The organism is Sporosarcina newyorkensis, assembly GCF_900167515.1.
Lineage (GTDB): Bacteria > Bacillota > Bacilli > Bacillales_A > Planococcaceae > Sporosarcina > Sporosarcina newyorkensis.
This window is the reverse complement of record NZ_FUYJ01000004.1, coordinates 172,372-196,564: the sequence shown is the minus strand read 5'-3', so window position 1 is coordinate 196,564 and position 24,193 is coordinate 172,372. Positions and strand designations below refer to the sequence as shown.

General features: G+C 44.4%; 22 protein-coding genes and 1 pseudogene. 21 read left to right on the top strand and 2 right to left on the bottom strand.

The genetic code is table 11. The annotated features are described in order from the left end of the window. Window positions 1-62 precede the first annotated feature (62 nt). The 14 genes and pseudogenes from pyrR to B5D59_RS09825 all read left to right on the top strand — a co-directional run bounded on the left by pyrR (window position 63) and on the right by B5D59_RS09825 (window position 14,000). Window positions 63-611, top strand: a complete 549-nt coding sequence (gene pyrR, locus B5D59_RS09895) for a bifunctional pyr operon transcriptional regulator/uracil phosphoribosyltransferase PyrR (RefSeq protein ID WP_009765574.1) — start codon at window positions 63-65, stop codon at window positions 609-611. 20 nt (window positions 612-631) lie between these two features. After that, window positions 632-1,912, top strand: coding sequence for a uracil-xanthine permease family protein (locus B5D59_RS09890; RefSeq protein ID WP_078817799.1), 1,281 nt, complete (start codon window positions 632-634; stop codon window positions 1,910-1,912). A 60-nt stretch (window positions 1,913-1,972) separates the two neighbouring features. Further along, the gene (locus tag B5D59_RS09885) at window positions 1,973-2,851 is read left to right on the top strand and encodes an aspartate carbamoyltransferase catalytic subunit (RefSeq protein ID WP_078817798.1); all 879 of its coding nucleotides are present in this window, start codon (window positions 1,973-1,975) and stop codon (window positions 2,849-2,851) included. 1 nt (window position 2,852) lies between these two features. Continuing rightward, window positions 2,853-4,130 carry a dihydroorotase gene (locus B5D59_RS09880; protein ID WP_078817797.1) on the top strand — a complete coding sequence of 426 codons (1,278 nt, stop codon included), beginning with the start codon at window positions 2,853-2,855 and terminating at the stop codon, window positions 4,128-4,130. Further along, window positions 4,130-5,230: a carbamoyl phosphate synthase small subunit gene (locus B5D59_RS09875; RefSeq protein ID WP_040758848.1), complete on the top strand. Its 1,101-nt coding sequence runs from the start codon at window positions 4,130-4,132 to the stop codon at window positions 5,228-5,230. The genes B5D59_RS09880 and B5D59_RS09875 overlap by 1 nt, the downstream gene beginning before the upstream one ends. Then, window positions 5,223-8,417 (top strand): carbamoyl-phosphate synthase large subunit, encoded by a 3,195-nt coding sequence (gene carB, locus B5D59_RS09870; protein WP_078817796.1) that lies wholly within the window; start codon window positions 5,223-5,225, stop codon window positions 8,415-8,417. The genes B5D59_RS09875 and carB overlap by 8 nt, the downstream gene beginning before the upstream one ends. Continuing rightward, complete coding sequence (locus B5D59_RS09865; RefSeq protein WP_009765568.1) at window positions 8,414-9,193, top strand: dihydroorotate dehydrogenase electron transfer subunit; 780 nt, start codon at window positions 8,414-8,416, stop codon at window positions 9,191-9,193. Before carB ends, B5D59_RS09865 begins: the two co-directional genes overlap by 4 nt. Then, window positions 9,190-10,104 (top strand): dihydroorotate dehydrogenase, encoded by a 915-nt coding sequence (locus tag B5D59_RS09860; protein WP_009765567.1) that lies wholly within the window; start codon window positions 9,190-9,192, stop codon window positions 10,102-10,104. The genes B5D59_RS09865 and B5D59_RS09860 overlap by 4 nt, the downstream gene beginning before the upstream one ends. Further along, a complete protein-coding gene (pyrF, locus tag B5D59_RS09855; RefSeq protein ID WP_078817795.1) occupies window positions 10,101-10,814 on the top strand; it encodes an orotidine-5'-phosphate decarboxylase in 714 nt (237 codons plus the stop codon). The genes B5D59_RS09860 and pyrF overlap by 4 nt, the downstream gene beginning before the upstream one ends. Beyond that, window positions 10,811-11,440, top strand: a complete 630-nt coding sequence (gene pyrE / locus B5D59_RS09850) for an orotate phosphoribosyltransferase (RefSeq protein WP_078817794.1) — start codon at window positions 10,811-10,813, stop codon at window positions 11,438-11,440. The genes pyrF and pyrE overlap by 4 nt, the downstream gene beginning before the upstream one ends. Before the next feature lie 303 nt (window positions 11,441-11,743). Next, the gene (locus tag B5D59_RS09845) at window positions 11,744-11,944 is read left to right on the top strand and encodes a hypothetical protein (RefSeq protein ID WP_078817793.1); all 201 of its coding nucleotides are present in this window, start codon (window positions 11,744-11,746) and stop codon (window positions 11,942-11,944) included. Between the two features lie 114 nt (window positions 11,945-12,058). After that, a pseudogene (locus tag B5D59_RS18560) lies at window positions 12,059-12,142 on the top strand (PspC domain-containing protein); the annotation flags it as partial. A gap of 329 nt (window positions 12,143-12,471) precedes the next feature. After that, complete coding sequence (locus B5D59_RS09830) at window positions 12,472-12,981, top strand: MepB family protein (RefSeq protein ID WP_078817791.1); 510 nt, start codon at window positions 12,472-12,474, stop codon at window positions 12,979-12,981. A 359-nt stretch (window positions 12,982-13,340) separates the two neighbouring features. Continuing rightward, window positions 13,341-14,000, top strand: coding sequence for a DNA-3-methyladenine glycosylase family protein (locus B5D59_RS09825; RefSeq protein ID WP_078817790.1), 660 nt, complete (start codon window positions 13,341-13,343; stop codon window positions 13,998-14,000). 90 nt (window positions 14,001-14,090) lie between these two features. On the opposite strand, the gene B5D59_RS18555 is transcribed toward B5D59_RS09825, so the two are convergent. Together B5D59_RS18555 and B5D59_RS09820 are read right to left on the bottom strand one after the other, a co-directional pair. After that, complete coding sequence (locus B5D59_RS18555; protein ID WP_281250661.1) at window positions 14,091-14,222, bottom strand: hypothetical protein; 132 nt, start codon at window positions 14,220-14,222, stop codon at window positions 14,091-14,093. A gap of 116 nt (window positions 14,223-14,338) precedes the next feature. Next, the gene (locus tag B5D59_RS09820) at window positions 14,339-16,027 is read right to left on the bottom strand and encodes an Rqc2 family fibronectin-binding protein (protein ID WP_078817789.1); all 1,689 of its coding nucleotides are present in this window, start codon (window positions 16,025-16,027) and stop codon (window positions 14,339-14,341) included. 404 nt (window positions 16,028-16,431) lie between these two features. Here B5D59_RS09820 and gmk point away from each other — a divergent pair, with 404 nt between their 5' ends. From gmk to rsmB, 7 genes are all read left to right on the top strand, one after another. Further along, a complete protein-coding gene (gene gmk / locus B5D59_RS09815) occupies window positions 16,432-17,049 on the top strand; it encodes a guanylate kinase (RefSeq protein ID WP_009765562.1) in 618 nt (205 codons plus the stop codon). A 3-nt stretch (window positions 17,050-17,052) separates the two neighbouring features. Beyond that, window positions 17,053-17,277: a DNA-directed RNA polymerase subunit omega gene (rpoZ, locus tag B5D59_RS09810; protein WP_078817788.1), complete on the top strand. Its 225-nt coding sequence runs from the start codon at window positions 17,053-17,055 to the stop codon at window positions 17,275-17,277. Between the two features lie 332 nt (window positions 17,278-17,609). Continuing rightward, window positions 17,610-18,827 (top strand): bifunctional phosphopantothenoylcysteine decarboxylase/phosphopantothenate--cysteine ligase CoaBC, encoded by a 1,218-nt coding sequence (gene coaBC, locus B5D59_RS09805; RefSeq protein WP_078817787.1) that lies wholly within the window; start codon window positions 17,610-17,612, stop codon window positions 18,825-18,827. Then, window positions 18,817-21,225 (top strand): primosomal protein N', encoded by a 2,409-nt coding sequence (priA, locus tag B5D59_RS09800; RefSeq protein ID WP_078817786.1) that lies wholly within the window; start codon window positions 18,817-18,819, stop codon window positions 21,223-21,225. Before coaBC ends, priA begins: the two co-directional genes overlap by 11 nt. A 192-nt stretch (window positions 21,226-21,417) precedes the next feature. Continuing rightward, window positions 21,418-21,909: a peptide deformylase gene (gene def, locus B5D59_RS09795; protein ID WP_078817785.1), complete on the top strand. Its 492-nt coding sequence runs from the start codon at window positions 21,418-21,420 to the stop codon at window positions 21,907-21,909. Then, window positions 21,906-22,844 carry a methionyl-tRNA formyltransferase gene (gene fmt / locus B5D59_RS09790; RefSeq protein ID WP_078817784.1) on the top strand — a complete coding sequence of 313 codons (939 nt, stop codon included), beginning with the start codon at window positions 21,906-21,908 and terminating at the stop codon, window positions 22,842-22,844. Before def ends, fmt begins: the two co-directional genes overlap by 4 nt. Then, window positions 22,841-24,181, top strand: a complete 1,341-nt coding sequence (gene rsmB, locus B5D59_RS09785) for a 16S rRNA (cytosine(967)-C(5))-methyltransferase RsmB (RefSeq protein WP_078817783.1) — start codon at window positions 22,841-22,843, stop codon at window positions 24,179-24,181. The genes fmt and rsmB overlap by 4 nt, the downstream gene beginning before the upstream one ends. Window positions 24,182-24,193 lie beyond the last annotated feature (12 nt).

Genomic DNA, 24,193 nt, shown 5'->3' with positions numbered 1-24,193 from the left:
CTACTCTGACTGGAGGGTTTTTCTTATGGATAAATACACATAACGGAAAGGGGAACTAAAAAATGGCAGAGAAAGCAACGATACTAGATGATCAAGCGATCACACGAGCGGTAACAAGGATTGCACATGAGGTCATTGAGAAAAATAGAGGGATTGATGATTGTATAGTGGTCGGCATCAAAACGAGAGGTGCAATTTTAGCTAAACGTTTAGCCGAAAAGATTGAGCAAATCGAAGGCAAGCCGATCAAGACGGGAGAACTCGATATCACCCTATATCGTGATGATCTTCAGTTGAAACATGAACAGGCGGAAGCATTAGTGCAGCAAGTAAATATAGCGCACGATGTTTCAGATCAAAAAGTAATTTTAGTTGATGATGTGCTGTATACAGGACGGACGGTTCGAGCAGCACTCGATGCAATTATGGATCTTGGAAGACCTTCATCAATCCAATTGGCTGTACTCGTGGATAGAGGACACAGGGAATTGCCGATTCGGCCGGATTTTGTAGGGAAGAACATTCCGACATCGAGTGAAGAACGAGTGGTCGTAAGTATGACCGAAACGGACGGAACAGACGGAGTAACGATTCATACACGCACATTATAAGCGGCTGGAGGACAGGATAAATGAGTGAAAAAGTATTAGATGTAAATGAAAAACCGCAACCGGTGAGATGGCTGGCATTGAGTTTGCAGCACATGTTTGCGATGTTCGGCGCAACAATTTTAGTGCCTCAGCTTGTGGGATTAAGCCCGGCAATTGCTTTACTGACAAGCGGTATAGCCACACTCGTATTTATCGCAGTGACGAAGTTTCAAGTGCCGGCATACTTAGGTTCTTCCTTCGCCTTTATCATCCCAATTCAGATTGCTACCACAACTGGCGGAATCGGCAGTGCGATGATCGGGAGTATGTTCGTCGCATTGGTCTACGCGATTGTCTCTCTTGTGATATGGAAGACGGGCTATCGCTGGATCATGAAAATTTTACCGCCGATTGTTGTCGGACCTGTCATCATGGTCATCGGATTGGCAATTGCACCAACGGCAATCAACATGGCCAGTATGATTCAAGTGGATGGTCAGGATGTATACAGCGGCTTGCATTTTTCAGCAGCCTTGGTAACACTTGCTTCAGCGGTTTTCTGCTTAATGTTCTTTAAAGGTATTATCAGTTTAATGCCCGTGTTGATCGGAATTGTAGTCGGGTATATTTATTCAGCAGCGATTGGGATCTTGGACTTCAGCCAAGTTGTCGAGGCGAAGTGGTTTGCAGTGCCGGACATGCTGATTCCCGGTGTGGATTATTCGTTTGTAGTGACGCCGACCTTACTGATTATTATGGTACCGATTGCGATCGTGACGATTGCAGAACATATCGGACACCAGCTTGTACTAGGTAAAGTGGTGGAAAGAAATTACATCGATAATCCAGGTTTGCATAGATCATTGCTCGGCGATGGGATTGGCACATTGATCAGTGGAATGGTCGGAGGTCCGCCAAAAACTACTTATGGAGAAAATATTGGTGTGCTGGCGATCACTCGTGTATATAGTGTTTACGTAATTGTCGGAGCTGCAGTATTTGCGATTTTCTTCTCTTTCTTAGGAAAAGTAATGGCCTTGATCGCCACGATACCTCAAGCAGTGTTAGGCGGAATTTCCATTCTGCTGTTTGGTATCATCGCTTCTTCTGGAATGCGTATGCTGATTGATCACAAAATCGATTTTGACAATCAACGGAATTTGGTCATCGCATCGATTATTCTAGTAATTGGAATCGGCGGAGCTACAATCAAATTCAGCCCGACTTTTGAAGTAGGCGGGATGGCGTTAGCGGCGATTGTTGGGGTAGTACTCAACTTGGTGTTGCCAGGTAGAAAAGACGATACGTTAATGGATGAATAAAAGAAATTAGATAGAATGAATTGCAATAAATGCCTGCACTTCATGAGGGAGGAACATCCGATGGAACATTTAGTTTCAATGAAAGACCTGACAGTGGAAGAAATCATGTTGATACTTGATCGAGCGGCGATTTTTAAACGCCTGGGCTTCCGTGAACTGCCAGGAACCTACACTGTGTGCAATCTGTTTTTCGAGCCGAGCACAAGAACAAAAACGAGCTTTGAAATGGCGGAACGAAAAATTGGAGCGCAAATCATCCCATTTGAGACTAGTTTCTCCAGTACATTAAAGGGAGAAACGTTATATGACACGATCCGAACGTTGGAGGCAATCGGCTTGGACGCACTTGTTATCCGGCATCCGTCCGATGGCTTTTATGAAGAATTGATTGATCGAACGAATGTAGCGATCATCAATGCGGGTGACGGTTCAGGTCAACATCCGACACAATCTTTATTGGACCTTTTCACAATCCAGGAGGAGTTCGGAAGTTTCGAGGGTCTGAAGGTGCTGATTGCAGGAGATATCTCACATAGCCGTGTGGCGCGGTCCAACGCAGAAGCTCTGCAGAAACTAGGTGCCGAGGTCACATTCCTCTGTCCGCCAGAATGGGCAGGAGAATTTGAAAGTGTGGATAACTGGGATGAAGTAATTGAAACGAGCGATGTTGTCATGCTTCTCCGTGTACAGCATGAACGCCATAATACAGAAATGGCCTATACGAAAGCGGCTTATCATGAACAGTACGGTTTGACAGTAGAACGCGCAGGCAGAATGAAAAGCGAAGCAATCATCATGCATCCGGCACCTGTCAATCGAGATGTGGAGATCGCGGATTGCTTAATTGAAAGTCCTCAATCACGTATTTTTAAACAAGTCGAAAACGGCGTCTATATTCGAGCAGCTGTTCTAGAATTAATTTTGAAGGGGCGGAAATAACATGAACACTTTAATTCAAAATGTCCAAATGGTAAGCGAAGAAGGCCAGATCGTAGTAACAGATGTGAAAATCTCAGAAGGAAAGATTACAGAAATCGGCAGCCAGTTACCGACAGCTGATTGTGAAATCATTGAAGGACAAGGGTTGTTGCTATCTCCAGGTCTGATTGACGTACATGTCCACTTGAGAGAGCCGGGTGGGGAGCATAAGGAAACGATCGCAACTGGAACGGCAGCTGCAGCAAAAGGCGGGTATACAACGATTTGTTCGATGCCTAATACACGGCCAGTGCCGGACACGATTGAAAATATCGAAAAAATTAATAAATTGATTGAAGATAATGCGAAAATTCGCGTGTTGCCATACGCATCTATCACCATTCGAGAAGCTGGAAAAGAGCGGACCAATCTTGCGGAATTAAAAGAACATGGCGCATTTGCTTTCACAGATGACGGAGTGGGCGTTCAAGAAGCAGGAATGATGTACGAAGCAATGCAAGATGCTGCGGCTATCAATATGCCGATTGTAGCGCACTGTGAAGACAATACATTGATCTATGGCGGCGCGATGCACGAAGGGATGCGCAATAAAGAGCTTGGGTTGCCGGGTATCCCATCCATCGCAGAGTCAGTACATATTGCGAGAGATATTTTATTAGCAGAAGCAGCAGGCGCGCACTACCATGTTTGCCACGTCAGCACGAAAGAATCCGTACGGACGATTCGTGATGCGAAAAAAGCTGGAATTCATGTGACAGGGGAAGTAAGTCCACACCACTTGTTGCTAACGGAAAACGATGTGCCGGGGGATGATGCTGACTGGAAGATGAATCCTCCACTGCGCTCTGAAGAGGACCGCGAAGCATTGCGTCAAGGGTTGCTAGACGGTACATTGGATTGCATCGCTACGGACCATGCACCACATACGGCAGAGGAAAAATCTGTCGGATTCGCGAAAGCACCATTTGGCATCACTGGATTCGAAACAGCATTTCCTTTATTGTACACACATTTCGTAAAACCGGGTCACTGGACTCTGAAGCAATTGCTTGACTGGATGACGATTAAACCGGCAGAAGTATTCGGTTTGCCTTATGGAAAAATTGAAGTAGGAGCAACAGCTGATTTAGTTTTAATTGATTTGGAGAAAGAGCAAAAAATCGATCGTACAACGTTTGTGTCAAAAGGGAAAAACACGCCATTTGACGGCTGGGATTGCACTGGATGGCCTGTAATGACAATTTTCGGTGGAAACATCGTTTGGAAGGATGGTCAATGATGAAAAAAAGATATTTAGTTTTAGAAGATGGCTCTATTTTTGAAGGGAAAGCATTTGGAGCGGATAGTGCTTCATTAGGAGAAGCTGTATTTGCAACAGGAATGACCGGTTATCAGGAAACGATCTCTAACCCTTCAGGCTGTGGACAAATCGTCGTCATGACGTATCCCTTAATCGGAAACTATGGCATCAACCGGGATGATTACGAATCCATTGATCTGGCGATTAATGGTTTAGTCGTCAGAGAATTAACGGAAGAGCCGTCCAACTTCCGCAGTGGAATGACGTTAGGTGATTTGCTTTCATTAAAAGGTATCCCGGGAATCCAAGAAATCGATACAAGAAAACTGACCCGTCTACTGCGCGATAAAGGTGCATTAAAAGGAAAACTAACTGCTGCTGGCGAAGACATCAATTTGGATGAGGTCCTGGCAGAAGTTCAAGGCTATGAAGTGCCGACGAACCTTGTGGCAAAAGTTTCAACTAAACGTCCATATCCAAGCCCGGGCTTAGGGAAACGTGTAGTCGTCATCGATTACGGAATCAAGCACGGCATTTTACGTGAACTGAATAAGAAGGATTGCGATGTCATTGTCGTGCCTTACGATACATCCGCTAAAGAAATCCTAGCGCTGTTCCCAGACGGCATTTTATTATCAAACGGTCCTGGGAATCCGCAAGATGTCGAAGGTGCTGTTGAGACAATCAAAGAATTGCTTGGCAAGAAACCAATCTTCGGTATCGGGCTGGGCCATCAATTATTTGCACTCGCGTGCGGAGCAAAAACAGCTAAAATGAAAAACAGCCATATTGGCGGCAACTATCCGGTAAAAGATTTGGAGACAAACCGTACCGATCTGACATCACAAAGTCATGGCTATGAAGTGCTGGAAGATTCTTTAGCAGGAACTGGCCTAATAGTTACACATAAAGCGTTGAATGATGGCTGTGTTGAAGGTGTAAGCAGTGAGCAATATGAAGCTTTTTCTGTACAGTTCCATCCTGAAGCTTCACCCGGACCACAAGATGCAAGTTATTTATTCGATCGTTTCATTCAGCAAATGACTGCAAGCAACCGAAAGGAGAATACCAATGCCTAAACGTCAAGATATAAAATCCATCCTCGTCATCGGCTCAGGTCCGATTGTCATCGGCCAAGCCGCAGAATTCGACTATGCAGGTACACAAGCATGTCTTTCCTTAAAGGAAGAGGGCTACCGCGTCATTTTAATCAACTCGAATCCAGCTACAATCATGACGGATACAGAAGTTGCAGATAAAGTATACATTGAACCGATTACTCTAGATTTCGTCAGCCGAATCATCCGCAAGGAGCGTCCTGATGCACTGCTGCCTACATTAGGCGGACAGACAGGCTTGAACATGGCGATCGAACTTCAAGAATCAGGAATTTTGGATGAACTTGAAATTGAGATTCTTGGTACAAAACTGGATGCGATCCATAAAGCAGAAGATCGCGACTTATTCCGTAATTTAATGAATGAAATGGGCGAACCTGTTCCGGAAAGTGACATTATTCATAACCTTGAGGAAGCTTATGCATTCGTCGGAAAAATAGGCTATCCTGTGATCGTTCGCCCAGCATTTACGCTTGGCGGAACAGGTGGAGGTATTTGTCACAACGATGAGGACTTAGAAGAAATTGTGGCGAGCGGCCTGAAATATAGTCCAGTGACTCAATGTCTACTTGAAAAATCCATTGCAGGCTTTAAAGAGATCGAATATGAAGTAATGCGCGACTCGGCGGATAATGCCATCGTCGTATGTAATATGGAGAACGTCGATGCTGTAGGGATCCATACAGGCGATTCCATCGTTGCTGCTCCATGCCAGACTTTGACGGATCGTGAAAATCAAATGCTGCGTAACGTGTCATTACGGATTATCCGTGCCTTGAAAATTGAAGGCGGCTGTAACGTTCAGCTGGCACTTGATCCACATAGCTTTGATTATTACATCATTGAAGTGAATCCACGAGTGAGCCGTTCATCTGCACTGGCTTCTAAAGCAACGGGTTATCCAATTGCGAAACTGGCTGCGAAAATTGCTGTCGGACTGACGCTAGATGAAATGATGAACCCGGTTACCGGTAACACATATGCTTGCTTTGAGCCAACGCTTGATTATGTTGTAACGAAAATTCCGCGCTGGCCTTTCGATAAGTTCGAATCTGCTAAACGGAATCTTGGCACTCAGATGAAAGCAACAGGAGAAGTTATGGCGATGGGCCGTACTTTTGAAGAGTCCATCTTAAAAGCAGTTCGTTCACTTGAAATTGGTCAATTTGATCTTTCATTGCCAGGCGGCAGCGAGATGTCGGATGAATGGATCGAAAAACGAATCCGTAAAGCTGGAGATGAGCGCCTATTCTTCATCGGTGAAGCATTGCGCCGCGGTGTGACGATTGAAACGCTGCACGAATGGAGTGCAATCGACTTATTCTTCTTACGAAAATTTGAAAATATTGTGCGCTACGAACAGACATTGAAAGATCATCCATTTGACCAAGAAGTTGCTCACAAAGCAAAGCGTCTAGGATTTGCAGATGCGATTGTGGCGCAACTTTGGAATACGACAGAACGTGAAGTCTATAACTGGAGAAAAGAGCAAGAATTGATCCCTGTCTATAAAAAAGTAGATACATGTGCGGGTGAGTACGAATCCGACACTCCATACTTCTATGGTACGTATGAAGATGAAAATGAATCTGTAAAATCTGATAAGAAAAGTGTTGTCGTTCTTGGTTCCGGCCCAATCCGTATCGGTCAAGGCGTGGAGTTTGACTATGCAACGGTGCACTGTGTCTGGGCGATCCAAGAAGCAGGCTACGAAGCGATCATCGTCAATAACAACCCAGAGACTGTTTCAACTGACTTCTCCATCTCTGACAAGCTATATTTTGAGCCGCTGACAATTGAAGATGTCATGCACATTATCGATTTAGAGCAGCCGGAAGGAGTCATTGTACAGTTTGGAGGACAAACGGCGATTAACTTGGCGGCTGAACTGGAAGCACGTGGTGTGAAGATTCTCGGGACGTCCCTTGAAGATATCGACCGTGCGGAAAACCGTGACAAGTTCGAACGTGCGCTTCACGAAATCGGCGTTCCCCAGCCACTTGGAAAAACGGCGTTATCTGTTCCGGAAGCAGTTGTGATCGCCAATGAAATCGGCTATCCAGTACTCGTTCGTCCTTCTTACGTATTAGGTGGTCGTGCGATGGAAATCGTCTATCATGAACAAGAATTGCTGCAATACATGGAAAATGCAGTGAAAGCAAGTCCTGAGCACCCAGTATTAATCGACCGTTATTTAACAGGTACAGAGATTGAAGTAGATGCGATCTGTGACGGCGAGACGGTATTGATTCCAGGAATTATGGAACATATCGAACGCGCAGGCGTACACTCAGGTGACTCGATCGCTGTCTATCCGCCGCAAAATCTTTCCCAATCAATGATCGAAACGATTGCGGATTACACGAAGCGTTTGGCTCTAGGGTTGAATATCCGAGGGTTGCTCAATATCCAGTTCGTCATTTCGGAAGGTCAGGTATATGTCATTGAAGTGAACCCGCGTTCCAGCCGGACAGTACCATTCTTAAGTAAAATCACGAATATTCCAATGGCCAATGTCGCTACCCAGTCAATTTTAGGTAAATCAATTGCACAACAAGGCTTTACAGACGGACTTGCAGACGCTCCAGAGGGTGTCTATGTAAAAGTACCAGTCTTCTCCTTTGCGAAACTGCGTCGTGTAGATATCACGCTCGGACCTGAGATGAAATCGACAGGTGAAGTAATGGGGAAAGACAGCACTCTCGAAAAAGCACTTTATAAAGGCTTAGTCGCTGCAGGCATGGAAGTGAAGGAATACGGTTCGGTCTTGATGACGGTTTCCGATAAAGATAAAGAAGAAATTATTGAAATCGCAGAACGCTTTGTTCAAATCGGCTACCGCATCTTAGCTACAGAAGGAACAGCTAAAGCACTTGAACAAGCAAACATTGAAGTGAAAACTGTCGGCAAAATCGGAACGGAAGGCCCGACATTGATTGATGTCATCCAAAAAGGACAGGCACAGTTAGTGATCAATACACTGACAAAAGGTAAACAACCTGCTCGTGACGGCTTTAGAATTCGCCGTGAATCAGTAGAGAATGGAGTTCCTTGCTTCACTTCCATCGATACAGCAGCTGCAATGCTTTCTGTCATCGAATCGATGACGTTTCAAACAGCCGCGATGCCCAAGCAGGTGATTCAATGATCATTCAAGATTTGATGACAGTTGGATCGCAACAGCAAATCGCGAAAAATATCTTTGAAATGAAACTCACTGGAAAGCTGGTCGGAGAAATTACTTCTCCGGGCCAGTTTGTCCATATCCGCGTATCCGATTCATTTGAACCATTGTTGCGACGTCCCATTTCGATAGCGGAAGTCAATGTGGAAAAAAATGAAATGACGATTATCTATCGTGCAGAAGGACATGGCACTGGATTGCTTTCACAAAAGCGAGCAGGGGATATCGTCAATGTGTTGGGTCCGCTTGGAAATGGCTTTCCTGTCAATGAGACGGCTTCAGGTCAAACGGCTGTGCTGATCGGTGGTGGCATCGGGGTACCGCCATTGTACGAACTGTCTAAGCAGCTGACGGCAAAAGGTGTCAAATGCATTCATATCCTAGGCTTCCAATCAGATGACGTCGTGTTTTATGAAGAGCAGTTTGCTACACTAGGCGAAACGTATATTGCGACGGTCGATGGAAGTAACGGCACAAAAGGATTTGTTACGAATATTATGGGCGAGCTAACTGACGAATTTGAAACATTCTATAGCTGCGGACCAATGCCGATGCTCGATGCAGTCCAAAAAGCATATGTGCATAAAAAAGGATTCTTATCATTTGAACAGCGCATGGGCTGCGGTATCGGCGCTTGTTTCGCTTGTGTGTGCCATACAAATGAAAACGCGACAGACAAAGCCTATGTCAAAGTATGCTCCGACGGTCCAGTATTTCCAGCAGGGGTGGTGCAAATATGAGTAGATTAGCAATTACATTACCAGGACTCGAATTAAAAAACCCGATCATGCCGGCTTCCGGATGTTTCGGTTTTGGGAAAGAGTACGGCAATCTCTATGATCTTTCTCAACTTGGTGCGATCATGATTAAGGCAACAACACTTGAAACGCGTTACGGAAATGCGACACCTCGAGTAGCGGAAACAGCTTCTGGTATGTTGAATGCAATCGGTTTGCAAAATCCAGGCTTGCATGGTGTTCTTGAAAATGAATTGCCATGGCTTGAACAGTTCGATGTTCCGATCATTGCCAATGTCGCGGGTTCCGAAACAGCGGACTACGTGGAAGTGGCAAAAGAAATTTCCAAAGCGCCGAATGTTCACGCGTTGGAACTGAATATATCGTGTCCGAATGTCAAATGTGGCGGCATCACGTTCGGTACGGATCCTGAAATTGCGAAAGAGCTGACTGCAGCCGTGAAAGCTGTGTCTTCCGTGCCTGTCTATGTGAAATTGTCACCAAACGTAGCGGATATTAAGTCTATGGCAATCGCAGTGGAAGCAGGCGGAGCAGACGGCATCACGATGATCAATACATTGGTCGGCATGCGTCTGGATGAAAAAACAGGTAAGCCGGTTATTGCCAATAAAACAGGTGGTTTATCAGGTCCTGCCGTGAAGCCTGTAGCGATTCGTATGGTTTATGAAGTAAGCCAAGTCGTCAATATTCCGATCATCGGAATGGGGGGGATTACTTGTGTGCAAGACGTTGTCGACTTTTTATCTGCAGGAGCGAGTGCAGTGGCGGTCGGCACAGCGAATTTCGTAGATCCATTTATTTGTCCAACTCTTATTGAACAGCTTCCAGGGAAATTGGATGAATTGCAAATAGATCATATTTCAGAATTGATCGGAAGGAGCCATCGTCTATGAATAGATCTCCCATCATCGCGCTAGATTTTAATTCAGCAGAAAAAACATTTGATTTCCTTAAAGCATTCGATCATTCGGTCAATGTCAAAGTTGGAATGGAATTGTATTATAAAGAAGGTCCTGCGATGATCGCCCGCTTGAAAGAAGAAGGCTATTCCATCTTCTTGGACTTGAAACTGCACGATATCCCGAATACCGTCAAATCCGCGATGAACGTCTTGGCTTCGCTTGAAGTCGATATGGTCAATGTTCACGCGGCTGGCGGGAAAGCTATGATGGAAGCGGCACTGGAAGGTTTGGATATCGGTACGCCAGCAGGCAAACAGCGTCCCGCATTAATTGCCGTGACGCAGCTCACTTCAACAGATGACCGCCAAGTACGAGAAGAGCAATTGATCGGCGTCCCGCTTCAGCAATCCGTAGAACATTATGCGAAGCTTGCTTCATCAGCTCATTTGGACGGCGTCGTTTGTTCGGTACAAGAAGCGAAGATAATTGAAGAAGTTTGTGGTAAGGAATTTTTCAAAGTGACACCAGGGATTCGATTAGCACAAGGTGATGTCCACGATCAGAAACGTGTCGCGACCCCTGCTAAAGCGAGACAGGAAGGCTCTACACATATCGTCGTTGGACGTGCTATCACAGGGGCAAAAAATCCAAGTGAAGCGTATGAGTTAGTAAATACTTTATGGGAGGGAACCCCTCAATGACTAGAGAAAAAGAAGTAGCTCAAATTTTATTGAATGTCGGGGCTGTTGCCTTGAATCCGAAAGAACCATTTACGTGGGCATCAGGTATCAAATCGCCAATCTATTGTGATAACCGCTTAACAATGGCGGATCCAGTTGGACGAAAAGAAATCGCTGAAGGTCTTGCTGCTTTGATCCGAGTTCACTATCCGGAAACAACGGTGATCGCAGGGACAGCGACAGCAGGGATTCCGCATGCGGCATGGGTGGCAGATATTCTAAAGTTGCCAATGGTCTATATCCGTTCTTCCGCCAAAGCGCATGGCAAGAGCCGTCAAATCGAAGGCAAGATCGAGCCGAACGCAAAGGCAGTCATCATCGAAGATCTGATCTCAACAGGCGGAAGCAGCTTGAATGCAGCGAACGCTTTGCTGGCTGAAGGCGTAGAAGTATGCGGCATCGTCTCTATTTTTACATACGAACTTCAAAAAGCGGATGAAAAGTTTGCAGAAGCTAAACTTTCATACCACAGCCTGACGAACTTCGCGGCTTTGGCGGAAGTGGCAAAAGAAGAAGGCGCAATCGAAGAGGAATCCATGAATGAATTAACGGAATGGCATACGAAATTGAAGCAGGGTACATTGTAATAAATAAAGGACTGTCAGGGAAATCGTGGATTGATTCGCGGTTTCTCGTGGCGGTCCTTTTGTTATATGATTACTTTACGGCGAAAGCAAATTAATGAAAAGTTAGAGATTATTTTAGTTGAAGTCCGATGAATTTAAAGAAATTTGGTAGAATGGTATTAGATTGGTAAAAAAATTTGATGTTTAGTAAAATGACTAATTTTTGCGTGTGAAATTCCACTTAAAGGGACGTGCTTGAGTGAGAATAAGATCCTTTAATATTCGATTAACGGAACGTATCCTTGATAAGGAGGAATCACTTGTATGAATAAGTGGGGAGGTTTTTCTTTTCTGCCGGTTGTTGCAAGCATTATATCGTTTTTTATTCTAAGAGGCCCGAATACGGACTTGCCGTTAGTAATTATAATTTTAGGTTCACTTTCTCTTTTTGCAATAATTTTTGATAATGGTGTAATGTTAATTTTAGTAAATTTTTTAGTGTTGACAGACGGAATATCTGTTTAGTTTTTCCTTTTTCATTAAAGAGTACATTTATGAAAAGATCTCTACTAATTTAGTAACAGACTATTTAAAAGGATGAATTAGATTGCAAAATAAATTTAGGAAAGCTCAAGAGATAAACTTATATTTGGAGTTTGTGGAGGCATCGCAGAATACTTTGGGATGTCTTCTCTCAGCATGAGGATTCTCTTTTTGGTTTAACCGGCAAAGTAGCGTGACCAGACGAGATAATGGAGTAGCATGAAGGAGGAGAAATTCCTATGAACACTGAAAAGCGTTGTCCAAGTTGCAATGGGAACGAATTTAGAGAAGGAACAGATTTTATGCCAATTAAATCGAAAAAATCTTCATTCAGTGGATCAAATAAAATCTATACTTTCTGCTTGAATTGCGGAGAAGTTGTCTCTATCAGAATAGAAGATCCGAAAAGGTTCGTCTAACAAGTGTGAATAGCTCAATTAACGTAGGCTTTTAAAGCGTCAGTATTGCAGTAATCGAAGCCATGTTGTTTGATATTTAGGAGTGAAGAAATGAATGATTTTTTTACATCATTAACTCATGTAAATAAAATGATTTATGAGTCGAATCTCTTAACTGTAAAGTCAGTTCAAGAAGAGAAGCAAAATTCGAAGTATGGTGCTGGTACATTTCAATTATCTTCTAAAACAATTCGATTCAGAGTTGCGAATATTACACCTGCCAAAGCAGGGCAGTTTGTTGCATTTTGGGAAAAAGACGAAAATAATAAAAATCAACCCTACTCATATGAGGAAGCCCCTGATTTATTAGTTATAACTACCTTTAAAAATGAAAATGAGTTTGGACAATTTATCTTTCCGAAAGAAATTCTTTTAAAACAAAACATTCTTAGGTCTACTTCAACAAAGGGCAAAATGGCAATAAGAGTTTATCCTAGCTGGGATAGTCCAAGTAGTAAACAAGCGATGAAAACTCAAAAATGGCAGTTACCTTATTTTGTTGATATGTGTAATCCAAATAAATTATCCTTAGAAAAAATAATAGAACTGTATTCCCTTTAATCCTCTGTAAACGAGCGCGATTGTTTAACAAAACTTCTAAGCAGAGTCTGACTTGATTGGAAAGGGAGGCGGTGAAAAGCAAAAATATGCTCTTAGCGCTATGCTTTTGTTTGCAAAAGCCGTTCTTCGTTACGGCTTTTCTTGCAGGATCAACAGAAATCAAAGATTCTCAGGCTGTATATTGGTTGTAAGATTAAAATCATGGTTCTGTTAAAGGAGTTCACTGTATTAAAAGTTGGTTTGGTATTTTCCTTAATCTGTTCCATGATCTCTAGTGAACTAGTAACGAAACGTGGATTGCTTACAGGCAGTCTTCGTTTTCTATGTAAAGCCTTGAATGGAGACAGGAGATGAAATAAGTGTGCACACTGTATATTCGTACACAAGATGAATCAGTTCGGTTCATCACCAACAGCGATCCATTGATGAAAAGGATGATTACATTTATTGATGATATTGAAATCCCTTTACGGACCGACTACCTTTCCTCCATTGTCCGTTCCATCATTGGCCAGCAAATCTCCGTCAGTGCAGCCAGTGCAATTTATGAGCGTCTTCTGAAATTGCTTGGCGGAAGTGTCACAGTGGAGGGGTTGCTTGCGAAGTCAGAAGAGGAGTTGAAGCAGGTTGGTTTAACAACGAGAAAAGCAGAGTATGTAAACGACTTGGCAGAGAAAATAGCAGCAAATGAGCTGGATCTTAACCATATAGCGGAATATAGCGATGAATCCATTATGGAGCAGCTAATTAATGTCAAGGGGATAGGAAAGTGGACAGCAGAGATGTTTCTGCTTCTGTCTCTTGGCCGTGGTGATGTGCTTGCCGTAGACGATGTGGGAATTCAGCGTGCTGCCGAATGGTTGTACGGGGTGGATAAATCGGAACGGCGGAGCATTCTGGTCGAAAAATCCCCGCTTTGGAAACCGTATCGTTCTGTAGTGTCGTTTTATCTATGGGAAGCAATTCATCTGGGGCTTATTAAAGAGTATAAATCAGTCGATGAGCTAGAGGTGCAATGAATATGGTGTGAAAATGTAAAAGGGTCTGTCCCGAAAGTCCAAAACTGCTTTTGGTGAAATTCCAATTTTGCGCGGCCAGTAAATAAAATATTACAACGCGCCAAAGTATGCGGCAACCGCACCAATATAGCATTGAACAGAACCAAACTCCTTTCGAACCGCTCCAATCTGTAACTTAACCGAACCAATCCACGATCCAACCGAACCAATATAGCCAAGCACCGCACCTTTTTCCTGTTCATCATCCGACCGAATTAATTAAATCCTCCCCCTCATACAAAAAGCCCGAAAAGTCAGGTGGCAATGACTTTTCGGGCAGCCTTTTTATATAATATTACTCACTTCCGCAGTTTACGGACTAAATCTTCATCAGGCGTAACAAACACGGTTTTCTGTTCAAAGTAAATAACAAATCCAGGTTTTGCACCGGAAGGTTTCTTCACATGCTTAATCTCGGTATAATCGACCGGTACAGAAGACGACTCACGAGCCTTACTGAAATAAGCGGACAGCCCAGCTGCTTCTTCAATCGTTTGTGCGTCTGGCTCTGCATCATGGATGACGACGTGCGAGCCAGGTATGTCTTTTGTATGCAGCCATACATGATCCCGCGCAGCCATTTTGAACGTCAAATAATCATTTTGCTTATTATTCTTCCCGACGGAAATTGGAACTCCAGTCGAGGAAACAAATGCTTCCGGTGCCGGTTTCTTTGGCTTTACCTTCTTTTTGCTTCTTCTAGCACGCATAAATCCAAGTTCGACCAATTCTTCACGTATTTCTTCTATATCAATTGGGGAAGCTTGATATACTTGCTGCCGTACCATCTCAAAGTATTCGATATCTTCTTTCGTCTTTTCTAGCTGCTCCGCAATTCGGACGAGTGCGGTTTTGGCTTTCGAATAACGGGAGAAATAATTCTGGGCATTATCAATAGGTGATTTCCGCGGATCAAGCGGAATCGTGACGATAGTGCCTTGCTCATAATAATTTTCTACCGTCACTTCCTTATCGCCTTTTTGCATTAAGTAATTATTCGCTGTCAATAACTCACCGTACAGTTTTAAGGTATCCAAGTTTTGAGCCGTCTGCTGTTCTTTTTGCAGTTTTTTTGTCTTATTTTCAAGCTTCGTAATTTCATTGGACAACCAGCGTTCCAAATCAATCGCTTGGGACTTGACCCTCTCTCGCTCTGCTCTGGCAAAATAGACTTTGTCGAGTAAATCACTCAATGTAGAAAACGTTTGAGTTGTGCCGGGCGCGTGTGTCAATTCCACCGCGGAGAATAATGTCTTTCGATCATTCTCCACTACAGTAGGCTTCATTGAATCTGCGTTGAAACTGTCTAAAAAAGATCTCCAAACTCTAAATGGCTGCTCCTGATTTTGTTGGAGCCGATACAGTAGTTCGGCAGCAGTCAGGGGAGAAAAGCCAGCGAATTGCTGGACAACATCTCTCGGCTCCTGCAGGTTAGGTAAGACATCCATAAATTCATTTTCTAAGACTTGAAAAGGATCCAGTTTATCTTGTGGAGGTGCCGGGATATACGGCTGTCCAGGCAGAATCGTCCGGTAACTGTTCACGGAAGGCGGCAGATGCTTCATACTGTCGATAATCAAATCGCGCGAAGCATCCAGTAAAATTAAATTACTGTGTCTGCCCATGATCTCAATAACCAGTTTTCGTTCAATCTGATCGCCCAGTTCATTTCGAGCCTGAACTTGGATACTGACAATCCGGTCTGACTCCTGCTGCTCAATGGACGTAATCATCCCACCCTCAAGCTGCTTCCGTAACACCATGCAAAACAACGGAGGCTCGGACGGATTCGTCAACACTTCATTCGTCAATTGCATCCTCGAAAAAGAAGGATGCAGTGAAACTAATAATTTATGATTTTTATTATTTGCTCGGATCTGAAAAATAATTTCCTGCGAATTCGGCTGATGAATCTTCGAAATCCGGCCAGACTTCAACTGCTGCAACTCGCTCACAATCGCTTTCGTAAATAAACCATCAAATGCCATACGGATTCCTCTTTCATTTCGTTTTGTTCCATTTTAGCACTCATCGTATGAATATGGTATAATATGAACAGATTGCACACATGGGCCGGTTTAGTCGAACACTTGCGAAGTGATGAATATTAATCACTTTCTTTTTACTTTTCTTTTGAAGCTCACCATGTTCAGAAGTGTATCTAGTTGATTGGAGCGGAAGGCGGCGACTCCGGGAGGATCAGCGTGAGCCTTGAGACCCTGGACTGAGCGAAGCGAGGGAAGCGGCTCAAGCCACGCCCTCCGGAAAGCGTCCGCCTGCAGCGGAAATTAACGATGCCCTCCCAGATACCAGGTTCAGCACTTTCAAGGAATCGTTCTTGGATTGAAAGCAGGCATGCTGTGTAAATGAATACATAACAAAGAGGGATTATATGTACAAACATCGAGGACTCCTAATCGTCCTTTCAGGTCCATCCGGCGTAGGTAAAGGAACTGTTCGTAAAGAACTCTTCTCAAGCCCGGACACCAACTACGAATACTCCATATCGATGACCACTAGAAACCCGCGCGAAGGCGAAGTGGACGGCGTCGACTACTTCTTCAGATCACGGGAAGTATTTGAACAAATGATCCAAGAAGGGAAACTTCTGGAGTATGCCGAATATGTAGGAAACTACTACGGCACGCCACTCGACTACGTCAACGAAACACTCGACGCAGGCCGCGATGTATTTCTCGAGATAGAAGTCGTCGGTGCTGCACAAGTTCGTGAAAAAGTACCAAATGGTTTATTTATCTTCTTGGCACCTCCAAGCTTGAGTGATCTGGAAACTCGTTTGATCGGAAGAGGTACAGAAGCATCCGATATCATTGCCGATCGAGTATTAAAGGCAAGAGAAGAACTTGAAATGATGCACTTGTACGATTATGTAGTCGAAAACGACGAGGTCTCCAAAGCATGTGATCGGGTCAATGCAATTGTTACAGCAGAGCATTGCCGCAGAGAACGTGTGGAAAAGAGATACTTACAAATGTTGGAGGGAGAATAAACTATGTTATATCCATCAGTTGATTCACTAAAAGGGAAAGTAGATTCTAAATACACATTGGTCACGCTGGCTGCGAAACGTGCGCGTGAACTACAGGAAAAACGGAACGAACTCTTACATAAGTATCGTTCAGAGAAAAGTGTCGGCAGAGCGTTAGAAGAAGTGGCTGCTGGGGTCTTGATCAACCAACAAGCGGATGAATCAATTATTTACGAAGACGAAGTTTGATTTGAAATCAATTACGCTTTGGCGTTATTGCGTCCAGATTTTGAATCGAGCGTGCTCGATTAAATCCTTTCAAAATCTGTGACATCCGCCGGAGGCATAGGCCTACAGGATGTAGGTTATGCAGGCATTGCCACAGGATGTGGCGTTTCTAGCCTGCGTTCTCCTATTGGTCAGCGGGCGTTTGAAATCCCACTGAACAGGATATTTCCACATTCATCTCACCACCTATTGAGGTGAGAGTTTTTGCTGAATAAAGATAAAACTACTCCCTTGGAATTCAACCGTTCTCAGGGAGTTTGTTATTTTTTGAAAGGAACAGGGGGCACCTAATTATGATAAATAATAAAAATGTCTTGCTTTGTGTGACGGGTGGAATTGCAGTCTATAAAGCAGTCGCACTTGTCAGCAAGCTATCTCAGGCAGGCGCAAACGTTAAAGTCGTAATGACGGATTCAGCGAAAGAATTTGTGCAGCCATTATCATTCCAAGTGATGTCAAAAAACGATGTGTATTTCGATACATTTGATGAAAAAGACTCTCGTGTGATTGCACATATAGATCTTGCGGATTGGGCGGATTTGGTATTAGTGGCGCCTGCTACGGCGAATGTCATCGGCAAACTGGCAAACGGGATCGCGGATGATATGGTCACTACAATTTTACTTGCTACTGAAGCGGATGTTTGGATTGCACCCGCAATGAATGTACATATGTACGCCCATCCCGCTGTTGTAAGGAATATTGGGCAACTCCATTCGGACGGCTACCGCTTTATTGAGCCTTCGGAAGGTTTTTTGGCCTGCGGTTATGTGGGGAAGGGGCGTTTGGAAGAACCAGAACGTATTACGGAACTGGTAAGCCAGCATTTTACGCAAGGCCATTATCAACCGCTAAAAGGGAAAAAAGTCGTGATTACTGCGGGGCCGACACGTGAACGAATTGATCCGGTTCGCTATGTTTCGAATTTCTCCAGCGGTAAAATGGGTTATGCGATGGCGGCAGCAGCGCAAAAGCTTGGCGCGGAAACCGTTCTCATTTCAGGTCCAGTTGAATTGACTGTTCCTTCAGGCGTCCAAATAATCCATGTCGAGAGTGCTGCCGATATGTACGATGCAGTGCTCAGTCAATTTGACGATGCTTCTATTGTCGTGAAATCCGCGGCAGTTGCAGATTACCGTCCAAAATCGGTACATACTCAGAAAATGAAGAAAAAAGCAGGCGACGACGTGCTCGAATTGGAGCGTACGACAGATATATTGAAATCGCTCGGAGATCGGAAAGAACATCAGCTATTGATAGGCTTTGCAGCTGAAACGACGGATGTCATCGCATATGGTCAAAAAAAATTGGAGTCTAAAAATCTGGATTATATCATCGTCAATGATGTGACCGATCCGGGTGGCGGCTTTGGCAGTGATACGAATGTTGTCACACTGCTTTCCAGAGAAGGAGAAGCCACTCCGTTTACTGCCATGCCAAAAGATCAATTGGCGGTACGTTTATTTGAAACGATACTTCAGCAAGAAGGCGGCAAGTTAGATGATCGCTGAAGTCATTGTCGATGTAGCGGCTTATCCGATCGATCGTCCGTTTGATTATGCTGTCCCGGCAGAGTGGGAGAGCGTCATGGAGCCGGGCCTGAGAGTGAAAGTGCCATTCGGCCCTCGAAAAGTCGTCGGATATGTCACAGCAATCAAAATGCATAGTGAACTGGATTCTGGCAAGATTAAACCAGTGTTGGAGATAATAGATTTAGAGCCGGTCCTATCCACGGAACTGCTGGCATTGTCAAAATGGATGGCAGCTGAAACGATTGCCTATGAAATCGATGCGCTCCAAGTGATGCTGCCGGCAGCGATGCGTGCGAAATATGAGAAAATCATGCGTGTAGTCAAGCCAGAATTGCTCGACGATTCATTCCGAGAGTTTTTAGGAAATCGAGAGCAAGTATCGTTGAAGGCTTTGCAGGATGCTCATTTATTGAATGAAGTGAAGAAGTATAGTGAACAAGGAATTGTTCAGATCGATACGGCGATCCAGCAGAAAACCAAGATGAAAAAAGTTCGGATGATTCATATTCCGGACACAGCACACTTGGAATCCGCTTTGGAAGAGACACATTCAAACGCTAAAAAACAAGTGGAATTATTGCAGTGGTTGCTTCTACATCCGTCGAAATCGATGGAAGCCAGCGAAATCATGAATAAATCAGGCGTTAAAGCAAACGTCTTGAAAGCACTGCTCGATAAACAAGTCATCGAACAATCCCAAGTGGAAGTTTACCGTGAATTGGATGCACCCAAAATGCGGGACAGCGGGAAGCCTGAGCAGCTGACAGATGAGCAACAGTCCGCATTGTCAGCGATTGAACAAGCTAGTGATAAGAAGAAGCAAGAAACGTTCCTATTGCATGGAATCACAGGCAGCGGGAAAACAGAAGTCTATTTGCAAGCGATCGACCATGTGTTGAAAAAAGGCAAGGAAGCAATTGTGCTAGTTCCTGAGATTTCTCTGACACCACAAATGACCGCTCGATTTAAAGGGCGATTCGGTGAGTTGGTCGCAGTGCTGCATAGTGGATTATCGTCTGGCGAGAAATATGATGAATGGCGCCGGATCCATCGAGGCGAAGTAAAAGTGGCAATCGGAGCCCGTTCAGCTGTTTTTGCACCTTTTACGAATTTAGGTCTGCTCATTTTGGATGAAGAACATGAATCAACCTATAAACAAGAAGAGTCCCCGAGATATCATGCGAGAGATGTAGCGATTTGGCGAGCTGATTATCATCGCTGTCCAGTCATACTCGGAAGCGCTACGCCGTCGTTGGAATCGTATGCACGCGCAACTAAAGATGTTTATACATTATTGACCCTAACAAAACGTGCAAAACAACAGGCATTACCAGAAGTTCAGGTCGTCGATATGAGAGAAGAACTGAAGACAGGAAATCGTTCGATGTTTTCTGTCGCACTGGCGGATGGTATTCGGCAACGGTTGGAACGTAAAGAACAAATCGTGTTGTTGCTGAATAAACGCGGCTTCTCGAGTTTCGTACTATGCCGTGACTGCGGTACGGTAGTGGAATGCCCGAATTGTGATATTTCATTGACCTATCATCGTTCAAGTGAAAGTTTGAAGTGCCACTATTGCGGTCATGAGCAGCCTGTGCCGATCGAATGCCCGGAGTGTGCAAGTGAGCATATCCGGTTTTTCGGCACAGGTACGCAAAAAGCACAGGAAGAGTTGTATAAGCTAGTACCTGAAGCGCGCGTAATTCGAATGGATGTAGACACGACCAGTACGAAAGGCGCCCATGAGAGGTTGTTGCATGATTTCGGTGAAGGAAAAGCAGATATTCTGCTGGGTACACAGATGATTGCCAAGGGACTGGATTTCCCGCGTATTACACTTGTTGGCGTATTGGCTGCCGATACATCACTTCATTTAGCTGATTTTAGGGCTGCGGAAAAGACGTTTCAGTTGCTGACACAAGTGAGCGGCAGGGCCGGACGGGATCAGCTGCCGGGAGAAGTAGTGATTCAGACATACGATCCAGAGCACTATGCGATTGAATTATCGAAAACTCAAGAGTACGTGCCGTTTTATGAATTGGAAATGGATAGAAGAAGACAGCTGGGCTATCCGCCCTATTATTTTGTGACGGTTGTGCAGTTCAGCCATGAGGATGTACTGAAGGCGGCTGATTATGCACATAAAGGCACGAGTTTCCTAATGGAACAGCTGTCTTCCGAGTCCGTGATTATTGGACCGACCGCTGCAGCAATCAGTCGCCTCAACAATAGATATCGTTATCAATGTTTGGTAAAATACAAACAGGAACCTGCGCTCGTACCGGTTTTACAAAAGTTATTAAAACATTACAAAACCAGCTGGGCAAAAGACGGATTGGTTATGTCCATAAACCGTGAGCCGACAGCTATTTTTTAAACAAAAGTTCAAAGCGCCGTTTAGCCTCGACAGGCGTTGGAGGGCTTATCGACAAAGTTGAGTTCTTTGCAACTTTTCGAAAAGACCGAAACGACCCGAGAGGCTGGGGCTTGGAACTAGACGAATCAAAAGTGCAAAGCGCCGTTTAGCTTCGACAGGCACTGAACGTAACTACAGAAATGAGGAATAATTTTGGCTATATTAGAAATCGTAAAACACCCGTCTCCGATTTTGACGGCACCATGTGAGGAAGTCACAGTCTTTGATGAAGAGCTGGGTACGTTACTGGATGATATGCATGAAACGATGATAGAAAATGATGGTGTAGGTTTGGCGGCACCGCAAATCGGAAAATCGATTCGCGTGGCAATTGTGGACTTTGATGAAGAACAAGATATCATCGAAATGATCAATCCAGTAGTGACTGCAACAGGAGGAGCTGAAGTGGATGTGGAAGGCTGCTTAAGTTTTCCTGGATTATTTGGTGAAGTAGAGAGACCTTTCCATGTCCGTATAGAAGCGCAGGAACGCGACGGCAGACTGTATGAACTAGAGGCGGAAGGTTATGAAGCGCGTGCGATTTTGCATGAGATCGATCATTTGAACGGCATTTTATTCGATAAGAAAATACAGCGGATTGTAGACCCTTCCGAGTTTGAAGAGGATGAGGAGGGCGACGAATGACGAAAATTATTTTCATGGGAACACCTCAATTTTCTGTGCCCGTCCTGACGATGCTTCACGATGAAGGCTACGATATATTAGCAGTAGTAACCCAACCCGATCGCCCGGTTGGCCGGAAGAGAGTATTGACTCCGCCGCCTGTAAAAGAAGAAGCGTTACGCCTTGGGTTACCTGTCATTCAGCCGGAAAAGCTAAAAGGATCCGCTGAGCTTCAGGAAATCATCAGTTTGCAGCCGGAGTTAATTATTACGGCAGCATTTGGTCAATTGCTTCCTAAAGAGTTATTGGACGCACCAAAGCTTGGCTGTATCAATGTCCATGCGTCATTATTGCCGAAATACCGCGGGGGTGCACCGATTCATCAAGCGGTGCTGGACGGTGAAACTGAAACAGGCGTAACGATCATGTATATGGCGGAAAAATTGGATGCAGGAGATATCATTTCACAGACTGCTCTGCCGATCAAAGAAGATGACGATACAGGCAGTCTATTCACGAAGCTTTCTGCTGTGGGAACAACTTTATTGAAGAACACTTTGCCTTCGATCGTAAATGGTACGAATGAACGTACAGTTCAAGATGAAACGCAGGTGACGTTTGCGAAAAATATTTCGAGGGAACAGGAACGAATTGACTGGAAACGTTCTGCTCGTTCCGTTTTTAACCAAGTGAGAGGTTTACATCCATGGCCTGTAGCTTATTCGAAATTTGCGGATGACCAAGTGAAGATTTGGTGGGGGCGTGTTGAAGAACGGACGTCTGATGCGGTGCCGGGTGAAATTATAGCGTTGGAAAAAGACCGGATTATCGTCCAGACAGGTGATGGTGCGTTTGCCATTACCGACTTGCAGCCTGCGGGGAAAAAACGAATGACTGCCGCCGTTTTCTTAAATGGAATCGGATCCAAGTGGCAAGTGGGAGACCAGTTTGAATGACAAATTATAAGAAGAAAATTTGGCGTGGCAATGTACGTGATGCCGCCCTGTCGATCTTGATGGATATCGAAAACGAGCAAGCTTTCAGTAACTTATTGCTTCACAAGACAATTGAGTTATACGATCTTCCCCAAAAGGATCGGGCTTTGTTGACGGAATTGACATATGGGACATTGCAACAGCAAATGACATTGGATTATTATTTGGCACCTTATATTCGCGGGAAATTGCAACCGTGGGTTCGCCAATTATTGCGGATGTCCGTTTATCAAATTATCTATTTATCCAAAATCCCTCCGCACGCCGTTGTCAATGAAGCAGTGAAAATTGCAAACAAGCGAGGGCATAAGGGCGTCTCCTCTATGGTAAACGGGATTTTACGTTCGATTTTACGAGAAGGTGTTCCTTCTTTGGATGAAATTGAAGATCCGGTAGCCCGGCTGTCGATTGAGACGAGTCACCCAGAATGGTTGATCCGACGTTGGATTGAACAGTACGGCATGGAAGAAGCAACGGCTATTGCAGTTGTCAATAATTTGCCGCCTGTTACGACAGCGCGAATTAATTCAACGAAAACGAACAGAGGAGAAGTCATAGGGTTACTCAAGAAGGAAGGCGTACTTGCATCGCCGGGTAACTTGACTGACAGCAGTATTCAAGTAGAGTCAGGAAATTTAGCCTCTACAGAAGCATTTCAACAAGGACTGCTGACGGTTCAAGATGAAAGCTCCATGCTGCCAGCGTTAGCTTTACAAGTAGAACCGGGTATGAAAGTTCTCGATATGTGTGCGGCGCCTGGCGGTAAAACAACGCATATTGCCGAGCGTATGAAAGATGAGGGGGAAGTGCAAGCTCATGATCTTCATCCGCATAAATTACGTTTAATCGAGCAAAATGCTGAGCGGCTTGGCTTGACTTCCATCCACACGAATAGCGGGGACAGCAGAGAATTACTCTCAACCTATGAACCGCAATCATTTGATCGTGTACTGGTTGATGCGCCTTGCAGCGGTTTAGGAGTCATTCGAAGGAAACCAGAAATTAAATACAAAAAAACAGTGCAAGATATTGAAAATCTATCGGTTATTCAAAAAGATCTGCTCCAAGTTGCCAGCCAATTAGTGAAAAAAGGCGGTCGCTTGGTTTACAGCACCTGTACGATTGATAAAACAGAAAACCAGGCAATCGTCGAATGGTTTTTACGGGAGCAGCCGGATTTTGAACTTGTTCCTTTACACATCATCGATCAACCGACTGATAGCAGCTATTTACAGATCTTGCCGCATCAATACGAAAGTGACGGCTTCTTTGTGGCAGCTCTGCAAAGAAAGAACTGATCTGATGGAAAG